This is a genomic window from Pseudoalteromonas luteoviolacea H33-S, from assembly GCF_001625695.1.
Taxonomy (GTDB): domain Bacteria; phylum Pseudomonadota; class Gammaproteobacteria; order Enterobacterales; family Alteromonadaceae; genus Pseudoalteromonas; species Pseudoalteromonas luteoviolacea_B.
This window is the reverse complement of the sequence record NZ_AUXY01000013.1, coordinates 134,538-149,385: the sequence shown is the minus strand read 5'-3', so window position 1 is coordinate 149,385 and position 14,848 is coordinate 134,538. Positions and strand designations below refer to the sequence as shown.

The following is a 14,848-nucleotide window of genomic DNA, read 5'->3' as shown; positions in this document are numbered from 1 at the left end:
TTCACTTTGCTTCTTGCTTTTGTGCGTGTTGCTCCGTGTCAGTGGGTGCGCATTATAGGGAGATTTGAGATTAGCGCAAGGGCTTTTTTATTAAATTTTAAAAAAAACGCACAAACGCTCAAAAACCCAGCAAAACCACACTTTTAGCAACGTTAAGTTCAATAAAGAAGCATAATTTTTCACAACATCTATATTTTATTATTGCGATGTTTAATTAAGTCGTTAAGATAGCAACCTTTCTTTGTTAAATTAATGTGTATTCACTGTTTATTGGTAGATCGTTATGAATTCTTCAGGTCGTAAAACACTCGTTACTATTCTTATACTTGCAATTTTGGGGTATGTGATGGTTACGTTTTTATTAGCAAATAGCCAAATCGATTCCGCGGTACTATTTGCACTTGGTATTGTAATAGGTGGTCTGGCAGCAATAACAATTAATAAAACAACTATTGCGCAGCCAGACAACGCAAACACTATACCTACAAAAACACTTTATGTTGGTAATTTGCCTTATCGTGCAAACGAGCAAGCAGTCAGAGAACTGTTTGAAGAAAAAGGCCAAGTATTTTCTGTACGGTTATTAAAAGATAAAAATACAGGAAAGAGAAGAGGGTTTGGTTTTGTAGAAATGCCCGAGGGCGATGCTAATAAGGCAATTAAAGAGCTAAATGAAATGGAGTTTCAACAACGAACTTTAAAAGTAAGAGAAGCTAAGCAAAAGCAAGAAGAGTCAGAACCTAACTCTATAGCTTAAGCAATTCTACACTCATACAGTGCTTAATAGCTGCTGTGCAGGTCGCATACCAATGCGTCAAATCATTTTGATTTGACGCCAGCAGCTCTTCTCTTACCTCACTCATATTTTTACCACTATACGTACAATCGTGCTGAGTTAATAAATACTCTACCCTCTTAGCTATCGCATAACCCGAATCAATCAAGTCAACATCTGTATGTAGCTTTGCCTTTAAAGCATTTTTAATAATTGGAAAGTGTGTACAGCCTAATACGAGTTTATCTATACCTGGATTTATATTGAGTCTATCTAACTCACTTCTTAACTGATCTTGTTTGATACATTTATGCCAATGAAAATGTTCAGCGATCGATACCAACTCAGTGGTGTGATAAATATCAACCTGACAATCACTCGCAAAGTTTGAAATTAGATTGGCAGTATAAGCATTCTTTGACGTTGCAGGGGTCGCTAACAAACCGATGTGTTTTCTTACGCTCGAAATAGCTGCGGGCTTGATTGCTGGTACTACTCCAACAATTGGCGTCGTCGTATATTGTCGCGCAGTATCCAAAGCGTATGTAGAAGCGGTATTACAAGCAATCACAATCACATCAACAGACTGATTTGTATTATCAAGCCAAGCTAATAGTGATATTAATCTAGATTTTATGGTTTCTTGAGATTGCAGGCCATAAGGTAGCAATGCATTATCCATCACGTAACTATAGCGGGCGTACGGTATCCTTTTTTTAAGATGTGATAGAACACTTGTCCCACCAATCCCTGAATCAAAAACTAAAATATGTGGCAAACTTCAATCCCCCGCGTTCAAGACTCGAAGTTTGCCATGCTATAGAGCGAAAATAAACAACACTAAAGCGACTTAGCTATTTTGTGCATCATCTTTGCTATTCAAAGCACTAAAGTAACTTTGCGCGTAGTCTAAGAATTGATTAAGCCTTTGCTGACCTTCATTCATCCACGCCATGATATCAGGTAACTGTGCTTGTAGGCCCAGAGACTCCGCGTCACTATTCAACCCTTCCAGTCGCTTGTCTAATGGTGCAAATGCTTGTTCTAATTCCTTCATCGGGTTGCTTTGTTGATATTGTGCAATCGCTGCGGACGTTTTACTTTGCCTTAAGTCCATCGTAAAGTTAGTAATTTGCTCACTATCTAGACTCAGGCCTTTCGCCAGTTCAAAGGCATCATCGTATTCACCAGCAAAAAATGAGTCACTCACATCACGAATATCTTCCATCATTGCATTTATGGCTTCTTGTTCCTCCTCATTAAGTTCACCATTCACACTGATAGAAAAACTCACTTCTTGAGAAGAACTCTCGCCATAAGCAAAACCGACACTATCACCATTACGCTCGTAACTGGCACCACGTGACTGACTGTATGCATCACTGAACGAAATAACGACTTCGTCACCTTCCGCTGTCGTAAAAGCATACTCAGCTTTATTCGATAGACTGGCAAATTGCGCTGCACTGACAGACAAATGCTGAGGAGTTGGGTTAAACAGCTCCTTTTCAAACTCATCTAAGCCATTAAAGATCCCTTCTTTGGACTTTTTTATCCCCTCAGAGATTTCATCATCAAATAACCCCGAATCTTTTAGCTCACCTGTAGCTTCATCAATACCCGTTTGCACCCCTTTACGGGCTTGTTCTAGCATGCTTTTTAAGGTGTCGTCATCCTGACCATCCGCTTTTGCTTTGTTGATAGCTCCCTGCACAAAGCCAAGCACATTCTTAACAATCTCTTCGTAATCAAAAAAAGGCTTGTCGGTCTCTTCTTTTTTTTCAATGCCCAGTGCCTGAGCCAACTTATCATCGAGTACTTTCGCAGCAACCTGAGACTTATTCCCCTGATAGACATCAGAATTTATTGAGATATTAGGAATATTTGGCTTTGCTTTTGCTGCATTATGCTGCATTGCTGGGTTTAACAGCTGATTCAACTGTCCGATCTTCATGATTGCTCTCCGCTATACCCTATCAGTTAATTATCGACCATATGTGACAAAGCTAAAGGTAATTTGTACAATAAAACTGCAATTTTAGCCCTAAGCACTGGACAAATGTTCCTCGCCCCCTAAAATAGCGCCTCCTTGCAATATACAAAGGTAGCCTCAGCATGGCCGTGATCAAAATCGATGCTTCGCAATACGAACAGCAGCTTGCAGAAAAACAACAGCGTATTAGTGCGCAATTCGCCCGCTTTAATGCCCCTGAATTAGAAGTTTATGACTCTGAAACCAGTCATTACAGACAACGCTGCGAGTTCCGTGTTTGGCACGATGGCGAAGATTTGTATCACATTATGTTTGACCAACAAAGTAAAGAAAAAATACGTGTCGACCATTTTGACCCAGGCGCACCTTTAGTCAATGAACTGATGCAGGTGATGATGGAAAAGCTTCGTCACAATGAAATTTTAAGACGAAAGTTATTTCAAATTGACTACCTATCAACGCTAAGCGGTGAAATTTTAGTAAGTTTGCTTTATCACAAGCAGCTTGATGATAGCTGGCAAGAAGCGATGACTGCACTAAGATCAGAGCTCCAGAAAACTTATAAAATTGACTTTATCGGTAGAGCAAGAAAACAAAAAGTTGTCTTTGGTGATGATTTCGTCACAGAAAAACTGACTGTGGACGATACCGAATATACTTATCAGCAAGTCGAAAACAGCTTTACTCAACCTAATGCAAAAGTGAATGAAAAAATGCTGTCATGGGCTAAGTCTATTGCGCGCCCACTCTCTAATGACTTGCTTGAGCTCTATTGTGGTAATGGTAACTTCTCTATCGCACTCGCAGAGCATTTTGATCGTGTTCTAGCTACTGAGATTTCAAAATCGTCTGTACATTCAGCGCAATATAATATTGCAGCCAATAAGGTCACCAATTTAGATATTATCCGTATGTCGAGTGAAGAGTTTACGGATGCAATTAAAGGAAAACGCAGCTTCTCTCGTCTCAATGGCATTGATCTACAGTCTTACAATTGCCAAACAATACTAGTTGACCCGCCTCGTGCAGGTATGGATGAGCTGACCTGCCGATTAGTCAGTAACTATGACAATATTATTTATATTTCTTGTAACCCAGACACATTAGAACGTGACCTTGATATTTTGAGTGAAACTCACAAAATCGAGCGTATTGCGATATTTGATCAGTTTCCATATACACATCATGTTGAATCGGGTGTATTTTTAACGCGTAAATAATACTGCTAACCCATAAATAAAAAACCCCGCAATTGCGGGGTTTTTTATTTATCTTACGAGCTTACTTGCTAGCTAAATAGTTAATCAATTTCGCAATATCATCAGGGCTGGTGATACCTGAATCTCTGCCAAGTACTAACTTATATTTACCACTGACAATAAATGTCGGCACACTTGATAAAGCGCCTTTATCTTGCAGCTGTTTTTGCTGTCTTGCCATTTTCGAAGCTTTAGTACGCACAGAGAAACTCTTGTACATTTTGTCAAACTTGGCACTATCAACGCCTTGTGCAACAAATACGTCTTTGATATCTGCAAGCTCATTGAAACTACCGCGTTTTGTGTGTATGTGGTTGAACATCGCAGACACAATTTGCTTCTTCTGCGGTAAAACCTCAGCGGTTGCCAGAGCTGTAGCAATCATTTTTTGATGTTCAGGGTCGCGACTACCAATAAAATCAACATGGCTCTTTTTAAATTTAACCCCGTCGTCTAATTTTGGCTTAAACTCTTCAATTAACCCCTCAAAGTTATTACATGCTGGGCAATAAAATGAAAAGTACTCTGTCACTTCAGGCTTTTTTGTTCCGCGCTCTGCAATCACTTCATAGTGTTTACCTTCTTCGAATGTGGCAGCATTTGCAGCCAAAGGTAACATCAACGCTAACAACGCAGCTTTTATCGATTTCAACATATTATTCTCCAACCATTATTTTTCTAATAAGTGTTTAACTAATTCGTTGAATTCAGCTTGGCTTCTCAAAGAATTTGTAATTACACGGTATTTATCGTTGACGATAAATGTAGGTACACCTTTAAGTGCACCAGCTTCACTAAATCGTTTTTGATCGTCCTGCATTGCCTTTTCAGCTGCAATAACAGGCATACTCGCCAATGTAGATTCAAACTTTTCAGCTGATACACCGTGCGCTTCTAGTAACTTCTGCACGTCTTTCATGCTAGCAAAACGGCCGTTTTGTTCATGGATGGTCTTGAAAATTTGATCAACCACTTGCGAATCAACACCAAATTGCTTGGCCACGATGTAACCATAACTTAGGTATTGCTGTGCTTCTGGAGGTATCCCCCCCATAAAATTAACGTGGATCTTTTCAAAAGGAACAGTTATTGGCAGGCTGGCATGCAACGCTCTTGCGGGGCCTTCAAACTTATAGCAATGAGGGCAATAAAATGAAAAGAATTCCACAACTCGTGGCGTTTTACTTTTCTGTAATGATAGTGTTTCGTAATGCACACTTTCTTTAAACTCAGCAGCCATTGCAGCAATTGGCATACATAGCGCCAGCAAAGCCACTTTAATCGATTTCAACATGTACTTTCTCTCTTAAATTTTATGGATAAATTGTTAGAGCTGGCTCATCAAGCGCAGCCAATTGTTCTTTTAATGCCAAGATCTGCTGTTCCCAATATTTGTCTGTCGAAAACCAAGAAAAGTTCCTTGGAAATGCAGGATCTTGCCAACGTTTTGCCAACCACCCCATATAGTGGATCATACGCATTGCCCGCAGCGGTTCAATTAGTTGTAATTGAGTCATGTCTAAGTCACTAAACTCCTCATAACCACCGAGTAAAGTGTCTAATTGCAATGCTTGGTTTTGACGGTCGCCATTTAACATCATCCATAGATCTTGGATAGCAGGTCCCTGGCGACAATCATCTAAGTCTACAATCATTAATTGTTCTTGAGACCACAGAATATTGCCAGCATGGCAATCTCCATGCAATCTGATCGTATCATTAACTGTGAATTTTTCTTCCGTTTTTTTAACAACTTGCTCTAAAACAGTAGAAAAAGCCAAATGTAGGGTTTGGGGTAAACACTCGCAAGCCAAAATATCTTGGCTTGCTTGTCTTAAAAAACTGTCAGTATCGACGCTGGGACGATGTTTAAAATCATACTTTTTAGACACACTGTGAAGCCGGCCTATATAACGCCCCAAGACTTCAAGTTGATCTAGATTATCCATCTCAAACTGCCTTCCGCCCACACTTGGGAATAACGCAAAGCGGTACCCATGATGTTCAAATAAACTGGTATTATCTTGTTTGATAGGACACACAACGGGTACTTCAGACTCAGCAAGTTCAAATGAGAATGCATGCTCTTCCTTAATCTGTTCATCACTCCAACGGTGAGGACGATAAAACTTTACAACATAGCGCTTGGCATCATCACTGCGAAACTGATATACGCGGTTTTCATAGCTGTTAAGAGGAAGAAGCCCAGATTCTGGGTAAACCCCAATACTTTCGATTGCATCGAGAATCAGATCTGGTGTGAGGTTTTGATAGCTAAAGTCGCTCATTGCTGCTGTCCATTAATCGTGTGAAAAGTGTTGGTATTGGCACATAAAGCCTTTAGACCACAGCACAATAGGATAAAGCCAAGTATGTTTTGAAGCAAAAATATATTATCGCTTGGGGAACATACTTAATGTATATCCCCCAAAATAAGCGCTCAACGTCCTTTGAAGAAGTTTGTTGGCTGGGAAATTTGAGACTCAGGTGCTGAGTCACTCGATAGTACAAAATGAAACTCAGTCACGGGTTTTGTTAGGTCATATGGATCCATCACCACAGAAACGGGGATATCTAATGTAGAACCAGCTGAAACTGTCGCAGATTGCTTACCCAAAAGTTCAAAATGCTCGAGGCCACTCACCGCAATATTAAAAGTTTGCATTGTCTGCGCTTTGTTTATCAATTTGAGGGTATAGGTATTCTCAACCATGCCATCATAATTAACTCGATATAATTGGTTTCTATCGCGGATAATATCCAACTCAAATGTTTTTCGCATCGCGATATTAACAAGCAAAGCGCCGCTTAAAATCAATAAAATAAGTACGTAGCCAATCAACTTAGGGCGCACTGGTTGAGTTACTCGTTTTGCATGTTCTAAATTACGCTCAGTAGTATATGAAATTAAACCTCGCGCATAGTGCATTTTATCCATCACACCATCACATGCATCAATGCAAGCCCCACAGTTTATGCACTCATATTGTAACCCATTGCGTATATCTATCCCTGTTGGGCAAACTTGGACACATAATTTGCAGTCAATACAATCGCCTAAGCCTAGTTCTTTCGGGTCTTGTTTACGGCCTCGCGGTCCCCTGCCTTCACCGCGTTTGTTATCATAGCTTACGGTAAAAGTGTCTTTATCAAACATGGCAGATTGGAACCGCGAATAAGGGCAAATATGCAAGCACATGATTTCCCGCATCCAACCCGCATTACCATATGTACACACCGCAAATACCACAACACTGACAGTGGCATAGCCGCTTGCTGAAAACATCATCAGATCAGGTAACAGTGTTCTTATTGGTGTGAAGTAACCAACAAACGTGACCGCCGTATAAAACGAAAAGGCGAGCCAACTAGCATGCTTTGCGCCTTTTCGAAGAAACTTATCTAAGTCCATAGGGCGTTGGTCGAGCTTTTTTCGCTGATTTGCAGAGCCCTCACATTTTTCTTCGAACCAGATAAAAATAAATGTCCAGACGGTTTGTGGACATGTATAGCCACACCAAACACGACCATAAAATGTAGTTACTAAAAAAAGGGCAAACGCCGCAATCATTAAAATAAATGCCAGAATCGTCAAATCTTGTGGCCACAAAGTCAGGCCAAAAATATTGAACTTCTGTTCAAACAAATCAAACAGTACGGCTTGTTGGCCATTAAAATTGAGCCAGGGTAAAAGCATAAAGGCAAGCATACCCAAAAAGCCGATACGCTGACGCAGTAATTGATGCATGCCTTTCACCGCGCGCACATAAATACGATTACGCGGGTTAAATCTATCCGGCTGAAGGTTTTCCGGCTTTTGAATCTCGACAGGGATATTCTTGATTTTAATTTTATTGTCCATACAAGCTCCTTAAGTGCTTTGGACAGGTTACTCGCTACAGTGACCTTACTTTTACTAAGGATATTATATGCAACAGCTCGCTATTAGCGTAGCCATAAATCGCACGACGGTGACAAAAACTACGAATATTTCCTGAGCAATTCGCTTGCTTTTGATTCTTGCATTTTATTACACTGTGACTTTGATTGAGTCGAATAGATCAAATTTGCGAGCTTTATGAAAAAATACCTGTTACTTGTACTCATTATACTGGCGCTGTTTACCATTGATCACCCCTTGATCAAGGAGCCTAGAGATAAGCTGCTGCAACAAGGTGTCGATACCCTTGGTGAAACCAGCAAAACCCAGTATAGCCTTGCTGCAAAACAAGCACGGCATGAAATTGCTAAAGAGATAGATCTCACACCATCGGAAAAAGAATATCTGCAAGATGCGCTTGCTACGGATGAAAAAGTAAAAGTTTTTCACGTACGCTTCTGCCAAGAACATGAACTCAATTTGTACTTCTTTGGACCAAAATTACAAACTATTTGTGATGTGACGACAAAAGCAATAAGAAAGGCTGAGTTCTGATGATAGACATAACGCAATTTAATAAACTTCGAGCGCGTTCGTTCAACGATCAAAAAGCATTGCTCAAAAAGTTGGCGAAGGGACAAACGGTCCTTTGCCAGGCATGCGGCCAAGCAATCTTTTTAAATGTCGCGGTTAAAGAAGGTGAGAAAGCAACGGCGCAATGCGCAAAAGGCTGCACTCATATCGAACTAGATGTAGCTTGAGTTGAATAACTCAAACTACATCTCAAAATTACTCGTTGTATAAGCCACTACTTAACGCAACTTGTTCTATTAATTCAGCGTAGGCTGGTGCTACTTCAGAGGCCAGCTGGTATTGTTGTTCAATGAATGTCTCAATTCCGACTTCAATTGATTTACAATACACCTCAACTTGATCGAGTTGCAGGCTGAAAAAGCCTAACAATTCAGTGCTGGTTACAAGTGCCTGCTTGAGTTCATCTGACAGAGTGTCACTGTGATTCAGTTTATTCAAATAACTTTGGCAACCATGCAAAAATCCTGTGCTCCATAACTGCTTATCACTCCAAGGGGAGGACAAATCGAAAGGGAGTGCAAAACCGCTTGAAAAAACTTGCTCACTGATATGATGGTGTAGCGCTAAAAGTGCAAAAACAACATCCTCAGACACCTGTTCATCTGCACCGGTTACATGGCTTAGCCAGGCTTCAGGTTCAACACCATCTGGGCTGCATATAGTTGCAAACAAAAAACCTTCTAGCGACTTAAGCTCTAGTACGTCAGGATATGTCTGAGCGCGCTGGCTCAGATAATTCACAAGTAAAGCCTCATGTGCTGGCTGATAACTAAAATCCATCATTCCTACATACTCACTGGATATCGACCTTGAGAGTCAGGGCGTCCCAAGAATTTAACGGCATCATGAACTTCTTTAGGCAATGACGCATCAGGTTTAATATTGCCAGCAACCTTAAATTTCATATTCTCCGCCAACGTTGCATCAGCACGTAAACCCAGTAAGTTTTCAGGTTCAACCACAACGGCAATATCACCTGATTTACAGCTTAATAACCCACTTAAATCACCAATGCTGAACCAACCAGACATGCCTTTCACTTGGATCTCTGGGCTGCTGATATCACCTTTTAAGCTCTCACAATAAGGCTGTCCACTATTATATTCGTCAAGCTCTAGAATAACTCTGCCTTTTGCATCGACTGGTAGTGGCAGATTGACTTGGCGCATCGCTTGTTCAACGCTAAAACGTAATGTCGTTTTGCCTAGCTCAACACTGTTATCAAATAATGAAAAAGCAAAGTTACTTCGACCAGATAATTCATCTGAGCGACGCGCATTACCAAAATTCAGCTTACCTTGAACCTGACCTGTGAATAAGGCCCACCCATTTAATTGCCACTTAACATCATTAAAGCGCAGGTTTTGGTATTGAACACCACTAATTTGGCCTTCCCAAAAAGATCCTGTTACAGCGCCCAAACGAACGTCTTTCGGAATATGAGACTTCACCAATTGCAAAGCGACTGGTGCTGGAATACTAACAATCGTAAAAACGATAAACGCAAATAAGAAAGCCAATACTACACTAACTGCATTTTTCATATTTAATTCTCTAACACCAAACGACTAACGCGCACATATCCTTGTTGTGGCTCTTCGCCTAAATCAAGATTAGCAACTTTTACACCATGCTGATTGGTCAACACATCTAACCAACTAACCAATTTATTAAACTCTACATTGTCAATATTAATACGTAATGTATTATCTCTGGGTTGCATCTTACTAATCTGGATCCCATGTCTGCCACGAGTACGATTTACTAACTGAGTTAAATTTTGATTGCGAGAAGTCGCTTGACCTGCACCGCTGGCCTTAAGCTCCGCCACACTTTTGGATACCCAAGCGTGCAAATTTTGCTGCTTTTGTAGGTCCGCACGAGCTTTCTCTACCCCCGCATTAAGCGGTTTAATTACGCCCATAATCAGAACAAAAATCACGAATACAAAGCCAGCAACGATCAATAGTTTTTGCTCTTGCTCTTTTAGCGATTGCCAGTAATTAATCACTTGCTGCTTCATGCTGCACCTCTAATTCTGATCTCACCAATAACGTAATCACCATCATTATTAAGTGCCCCTTGCTGAACTTCAATACCACGCTGTTCAAGGATAGACTTCACTTGGCTAAATACTTGGAACCCTTTGGCCTTCGCCCTAATTCTCAGTTCATTACGTTTACGATCATATCTGAATGTCTCAGGACTGAAATCATTCACTTGTGAGTAGATAGATACAAAATGATCTGTCAGCTCTAAAAACCCACCTTGTTCGCCACCACTGAGTGCATCTAATTCATTTTGAATTTGCTTACGTAATAAGTGAGGACGAACTACTTTGTTTGGAAACGCTTGTTTATACACGCTCATCGCCTGCGCTTTATACGCATCGGCTTCTTGTTGCAGCATGAATAACTGAGCAGATTTGACCGACACGAACGCTAATAATGCCACACCGGCGGCAATAACACCCGCCTTCCAATCACGCCACCATTGCGGCTGCTTTATCTTCGCTGCAAATGGCCCTTGACGTAAATTAATCGGGGCTGTGTTCAGGCTCTGCGCAAAAATAGCCAAAGGCAAATCGTATTCAGCCTCTTTGGCGCTTAAAACTTTGCTCGTTGAGAGTGTATCTGCCGGGCTATAATGGACTATTTCTGACTCAGGTGACAGCATTAAATAGTCGTTCACCCAATCTAACTCTACCGCACCGATATGCCAGCTATTGCCTTTAAATAGCCACTGCTGCTGTAGCTGGATCGCACTGAGCGTATTCTCTTGTGTATCAGGCAACAGCAGAGCATCAGGCACAATAACATTTGGCTCAATATCAAAATCACTAAACACAGCAATCCATTCTTGTAACCAAGTCAGATCACATATTGCAATGTTGATAAAGTGCTTTTCTTCAATGGTTTCGGGCTCACCAATCGCAATAAATATGTCGTCAATGTCACTAGCGACGTGCTCTTCCAACATAAACGGTAGCGCACGTTCTAATTTACGATTCCACTTTGTTGGCAGTGCAACTTGCTTAAGCTGTACACTTGATGCTGGCAACAGTAACGCAACGCTGCGCCCTGATGCTTTTTCTGTTAACTCTCCAAGTAACCCACTGTGCTCTAACTCACCGCTGGCAATGATCTGTGAATCCGAATCAGACCAAACTAACCAACTGACAGGTTCCTGCTGTGACTGGCCTACACGGACCAATAATTTTTCTGTCACTGAACGCCTCCAAACTTACGTGCCAAAACAGTTGCTCGACCTTCTTTTATTTCGAGTATTGAGGTCATTTTAAACAACCGCTCATCAAAGGATGCCTTAGCACGCAACTTAAAATAATTGCTTGTTATTGTGAAAATTTTCTCAGCTTTTTTAGTATCCTGAGCACCTTGATTTTTTGCTTCTGTAAAGAAATCTTGTAAATTATCAAACCCTTCTTCTGGGCGCGCTGCAATGACGGCTTCTGCACCTGAAAGACTTAACCCCTCGAGCAATGCACTTAATAAAAGCGCTTGTTCAGGCAAAACGGTGTTTACATTGATGGCTAAATCAGTGCTGCCTGGTATCACGCATACGTAGGGCAATAACTTTTCCATAACGAGCGGATTAAATCCTTTGATCACCCTTAGTTCGCTTTCAGATGCCATCAAGTTATTTGCTGTCATATAAGGCATCTGCCTAGACATATACTCGTCTTCTTCTGCACCTGAGCGAAATGTAATGCTATCTTCATCGAGCCAGTCATAAACACTGTCAGCCATCGCTTCTTCGCTTTCTTGCGCAGGCAAATCTTCAATATTTTTCAATAACTCCAACAACGCTCTATGTGCAGGGTTCGTAGCGTTAGTACTACCACTCTGGTCTTTAGGTGCTCTTAAGGCATTCAAATTTAAACATGCTTGCAGGTCCGTAACTTTGCCACTTAAAGTGCCGTCATCAACTGGGTAAGGCACCTCATCAATCGCCCACGGCTGACCTAAGTGAACCTTATCAGGGTCGTCCTCACGGCTATCTAACAATACTTTTTTAACTAATTCTTCAGTGCCGTAGCTATACCATTTTGCTTGTTGATGCGTTTGTGTGTTCGCGACCTTTTGCACTTGAACCATCAAGGATGACGACATCTCCGCCGCAAGGCTCGCTGCTAAGGCAACGATAAAAAGCACGATTATCAGCGCTGCACCTTGTTGTTTCTTCATGGCTTACCTCCCCTTTGGTTGGTATTTCCGCCTGAATTGTTGCCGTTACGATTGAGTCCGTCATCTAACCCATTGTTGACACCACTACCATTGCTTTGCGCTGCTTTGGCTTGTTGCACTTTGCCATCACCTGGGGTTAAAAAAATACGCCTTAGGGGCTCTGAGTCTTGTCGTTGAATGGTCACAGCGACCGCAAGTGGCAGTGCCTTTATTTGCCAATTATCTTGCCATTTTTGCTTATCGTCCAAAAACTCAAACTTGAGCTCTTCTACATTATCTAGCAATACTTGCACACGAGGCTCAGTACCATCAAGTTCATCAATATAAACGCGATAAATACGCTCTAATTTATCCTCTTTTACGCGATAACCGACACCCTGAAGTTCAGAGCGAGGTAATAAACTGACAGGGTTTGTCCAACCATCGCGGATAAATGCAATACCATCATATTGACTTTCTAAAGAATAGCGCCCATGAATAATGTAAGTCGGGCTAAAGTCTCCCGCTTCATTACGCACTTCTCGCTTAGTCATTTGATTAAAATCTTGATCCATCAATCTGAAAGTTGTTTGAAGCCCTTCAAGCTCTGCGATGGTCTCATCCGAAGCCTCTTTGGCCATAATAGATGTGTCTAAGATCTGATGTGACGCAGTGACAATAAAGGCTAAAATGACCAGGGCAACCATAACCTCTATAAGAGTAAAACCGGCTTGTTTGCGCTTTGTATAAGCCATCACTTCTTGCCCTTATACATAAAAGTAGTCAAGTCATAAACCGAGTTTTCTCTGCTTTCATCTTCAAATACTTCAATCGTCAATTTCACAAATTCAGCATCTGCAGTCTTTTCTACCTTTTGGCTCCAGTACCACTTGTGCCCAGCTAGTTCTGCATCACCACTATCAGAGTTTTTGCCATTCCATTTACCGCCACTGGCTTTGGTACGCGCCATCACCATCTGGTTTTCAGCAACCCAAGATGCATAAGTTTGTTGCTCAATGATGCTCATATTATTGATATGGGCGCCTGTCGCTTGCAAAGCTGCGATCCCCGCAACCGCACAGATCCCCATTGCGACCATCACCTCAAGTAGGGTAAAGCCTTTTTGATTAGTCATATGCCGGCTCCCTGCGCAACTTCACAGGTGCCATAAACTCACCTTCAACGTAATAAACAGGCTCTGGTTCTTCGCTCAATTCTAAAGAGAGTTGAAACGCACTGACTTCTCCAGACGATAAGATGAGTACTTGAGGGATCTTCTTCTTCTTAAGCTCAAGCAAATTGTCATTATCACCTGAGCCCATTATTTCCTGCCAATTCGACTGCTCAAGCAAGTTATCTTGTGACCAAGACAAGTCTTCTAAAATCAATTCTATTTTATACTCTTCGCCGTATTCTATTGGCTTGTAAAGCTCTTCGGCTTCGAAAGTGGTCCACTGCTCACCGTCGAAGACCAAGAACTCTAAGGTACTTTTATCCAAGTGAAAACCCAACTCAACCTGATTCAGCACAGCAAACTCTGACGCCATATTCACAATGCCATGTAATTTCAATGCTTCTTTTTCCAACAAGTCTTCAGCACTTTCACCAACGGTAAATGTGACGATCTTTATTGAAAAACCAATGATCAGGATAACCACTAAGATCTCCAAAAGACTAAAGCCTTGAGATTTTTTAGGTAATTGAGTTGAGTAATTCACAGGGTACGACATTAGCGATCTTCTTCATCTCTCCAGTTACCGATATCATCCTCAGTACCGACTTCACCATCTGGACCCATAGAGAAAATATCAATTTTGCCAATTTCACCAGGGCTAACTAGCTGATAAGGGTTATCCCATGGATCTAGAGGTAACTCGTTTAGGAAGCCGCCATCTGGAAAACGCTTTGGCACTGGATCGATCGTTGTTTTCTCAACCAACGCTTCTAAGCCTTGCTCCGTTGTAGGGTAGCGTTTGTTTTGAAGCTTGTATATTTTCATCGCGCTTTCAATTTGCGTGATGTCTAGATTAGCTTTATCAATAGCAGCTTGTTCTTGGTTACCCATGATATTAGGTGCCACAATTGACATAATCATACCGATAATAACCAGTACTACCATTACCTCTAGTAATGAAAAACCAGACTGTTTCTTCACAATTTATA

The 14,848-nt window shown here is 41.3% G+C and carries 19 protein-coding genes; 4 read left to right on the top strand and 15 right to left on the bottom strand.

Going from position 1 to position 14,848, the window contains the following annotated elements; genetic code table 11:
• Positions 1 to 283 precede the first annotated feature (283 nt).
• On the top strand, positions 284 to 757 hold the full coding sequence (locus tag N477_RS01280) for an RNA recognition motif domain-containing protein (RefSeq protein ID WP_063361205.1): 474 nt from the start codon (positions 284 to 286) through the stop codon (positions 755 to 757).
• Here N477_RS01280 and murI read toward each other — a convergent pair.
• Both murI and N477_RS01270 read right to left on the bottom strand, forming a co-directional pair.
• Entirely contained in the window at positions 747 to 1,553 is an 807-nt protein-coding gene (murI, locus tag N477_RS01275) for a glutamate racemase (RefSeq protein WP_063361206.1), read from the bottom strand. The two genes, N477_RS01280 and murI, sit on opposite strands and share 11 nt — an antisense overlap.
• A 72-nt stretch (positions 1,554 to 1,625) precedes the next feature.
• Positions 1,626 to 2,729, bottom strand: a complete 1,104-nt coding sequence (locus N477_RS01270; RefSeq protein ID WP_063361207.1) for a DUF5610 domain-containing protein — start codon at positions 2,727 to 2,729, stop codon at positions 1,626 to 1,628.
• Positions 2,730 to 2,890: 161 nt separating this feature from the next.
• Here N477_RS01270 and trmA point away from each other — a divergent pair, with 161 nt between their 5' ends.
• On the top strand, positions 2,891 to 3,988 hold the full coding sequence (trmA, locus tag N477_RS01265) for a tRNA (uridine(54)-C5)-methyltransferase TrmA (RefSeq protein WP_063361208.1): 1,098 nt from the start codon (positions 2,891 to 2,893) through the stop codon (positions 3,986 to 3,988).
• A gap of 61 nt (positions 3,989 to 4,049) precedes the next feature.
• On the opposite strand, the gene N477_RS01260 is transcribed toward trmA, so the two are convergent.
• The 4 genes from N477_RS01260 to ccoG all read right to left on the bottom strand — a co-directional run bounded on the left by N477_RS01260 (position 4,050) and on the right by ccoG (position 7,889).
• Positions 4,050 to 4,682, bottom strand: a complete 633-nt coding sequence (locus N477_RS01260) for a thiol:disulfide interchange protein DsbA/DsbL (RefSeq protein ID WP_063361209.1) — start codon at positions 4,680 to 4,682, stop codon at positions 4,050 to 4,052.
• Between the two features lie 15 nt (positions 4,683 to 4,697).
• Positions 4,698 to 5,321 (bottom strand): thiol:disulfide interchange protein DsbA/DsbL, encoded by a 624-nt coding sequence (locus N477_RS01255; protein WP_063361210.1) that lies wholly within the window; start codon positions 5,319 to 5,321, stop codon positions 4,698 to 4,700.
• Positions 5,322 to 5,340: 19 nt separating this feature from the next.
• Entirely contained in the window at positions 5,341 to 6,315 is a 975-nt protein-coding gene (locus N477_RS01250; RefSeq protein WP_063361211.1) for a serine/threonine protein kinase, read from the bottom strand.
• Between the two features lie 152 nt (positions 6,316 to 6,467).
• Positions 6,468 to 7,889, bottom strand: coding sequence for a cytochrome c oxidase accessory protein CcoG (ccoG, locus tag N477_RS01245; RefSeq protein WP_063361212.1), 1,422 nt, complete (start codon positions 7,887 to 7,889; stop codon positions 6,468 to 6,470).
• Positions 7,890 to 8,105: 216 nt separating this feature from the next.
• On the opposite strand from ccoG, the gene N477_RS01240 reads away from it, so the two are divergent.
• Both N477_RS01240 and N477_RS01235 read left to right on the top strand, forming a co-directional pair.
• Positions 8,106 to 8,462 carry a hypothetical protein gene (locus tag N477_RS01240; protein ID WP_063361213.1) on the top strand — a complete coding sequence of 119 codons (357 nt, stop codon included), beginning with the start codon at positions 8,106 to 8,108 and terminating at the stop codon, positions 8,460 to 8,462.
• Positions 8,462 to 8,668: a hypothetical protein gene (locus tag N477_RS01235; RefSeq protein ID WP_231098078.1), complete on the top strand. Its 207-nt coding sequence runs from the start codon at positions 8,462 to 8,464 to the stop codon at positions 8,666 to 8,668. The genes N477_RS01240 and N477_RS01235 overlap by 1 nt, the downstream gene beginning before the upstream one ends.
• A 28-nt stretch (positions 8,669 to 8,696) precedes the next feature.
• Here N477_RS01235 and N477_RS01230 read toward each other — a convergent pair whose 3' ends face one another.
• From N477_RS01230 to gspG, 9 genes are read right to left on the bottom strand one after another with little or no spacing between them, the layout of a single operon-like run.
• Entirely contained in the window at positions 8,697 to 9,284 is a 588-nt protein-coding gene (locus N477_RS01230) for a UPF0149 family protein (RefSeq protein WP_063361214.1), read from the bottom strand.
• Between the two features lie 2 nt (positions 9,285 to 9,286).
• The gene (locus N477_RS01225; protein ID WP_063361215.1) at positions 9,287 to 10,045 is read right to left on the bottom strand and encodes a type II secretion system protein N; all 759 of its coding nucleotides are present in this window, start codon (positions 10,043 to 10,045) and stop codon (positions 9,287 to 9,289) included.
• A gap of 2 nt (positions 10,046 to 10,047) precedes the next feature.
• On the bottom strand, positions 10,048 to 10,524 hold the full coding sequence (gene gspM, locus N477_RS01220) for a type II secretion system protein GspM (RefSeq protein ID WP_063361216.1): 477 nt from the start codon (positions 10,522 to 10,524) through the stop codon (positions 10,048 to 10,050).
• The gene (gene gspL / locus N477_RS01215) at positions 10,521 to 11,729 is read right to left on the bottom strand and encodes a type II secretion system protein GspL (protein ID WP_063361217.1); all 1,209 of its coding nucleotides are present in this window, start codon (positions 11,727 to 11,729) and stop codon (positions 10,521 to 10,523) included. The genes gspM and gspL overlap by 4 nt, the downstream gene beginning before the upstream one ends.
• The gene (gspK, locus tag N477_RS01210) at positions 11,726 to 12,706 is read right to left on the bottom strand and encodes a type II secretion system minor pseudopilin GspK (RefSeq protein WP_063361218.1); all 981 of its coding nucleotides are present in this window, start codon (positions 12,704 to 12,706) and stop codon (positions 11,726 to 11,728) included. The genes gspL and gspK overlap by 4 nt, the downstream gene beginning before the upstream one ends.
• On the bottom strand, positions 12,703 to 13,440 hold the full coding sequence (gene gspJ, locus N477_RS01205; RefSeq protein ID WP_063361219.1) for a type II secretion system minor pseudopilin GspJ: 738 nt from the start codon (positions 13,438 to 13,440) through the stop codon (positions 12,703 to 12,705). Before gspJ ends, gspK begins: the two co-directional genes overlap by 4 nt.
• Entirely contained in the window at positions 13,440 to 13,820 is a 381-nt protein-coding gene (gene gspI / locus N477_RS01200) for a type II secretion system minor pseudopilin GspI (protein WP_063361220.1), read from the bottom strand. The genes gspJ and gspI overlap by 1 nt, the downstream gene beginning before the upstream one ends.
• Positions 13,813 to 14,415, bottom strand: coding sequence for a prepilin-type N-terminal cleavage/methylation domain-containing protein (locus N477_RS01195; protein WP_063361221.1), 603 nt, complete (start codon positions 14,413 to 14,415; stop codon positions 13,813 to 13,815). Before N477_RS01195 ends, gspI begins: the two co-directional genes overlap by 8 nt.
• Positions 14,415 to 14,840: a type II secretion system major pseudopilin GspG gene (gspG, locus tag N477_RS01190; protein WP_063359140.1), complete on the bottom strand. Its 426-nt coding sequence runs from the start codon at positions 14,838 to 14,840 to the stop codon at positions 14,415 to 14,417. Before gspG ends, N477_RS01195 begins: the two co-directional genes overlap by 1 nt.
• Positions 14,841 to 14,848 lie beyond the last annotated feature (8 nt).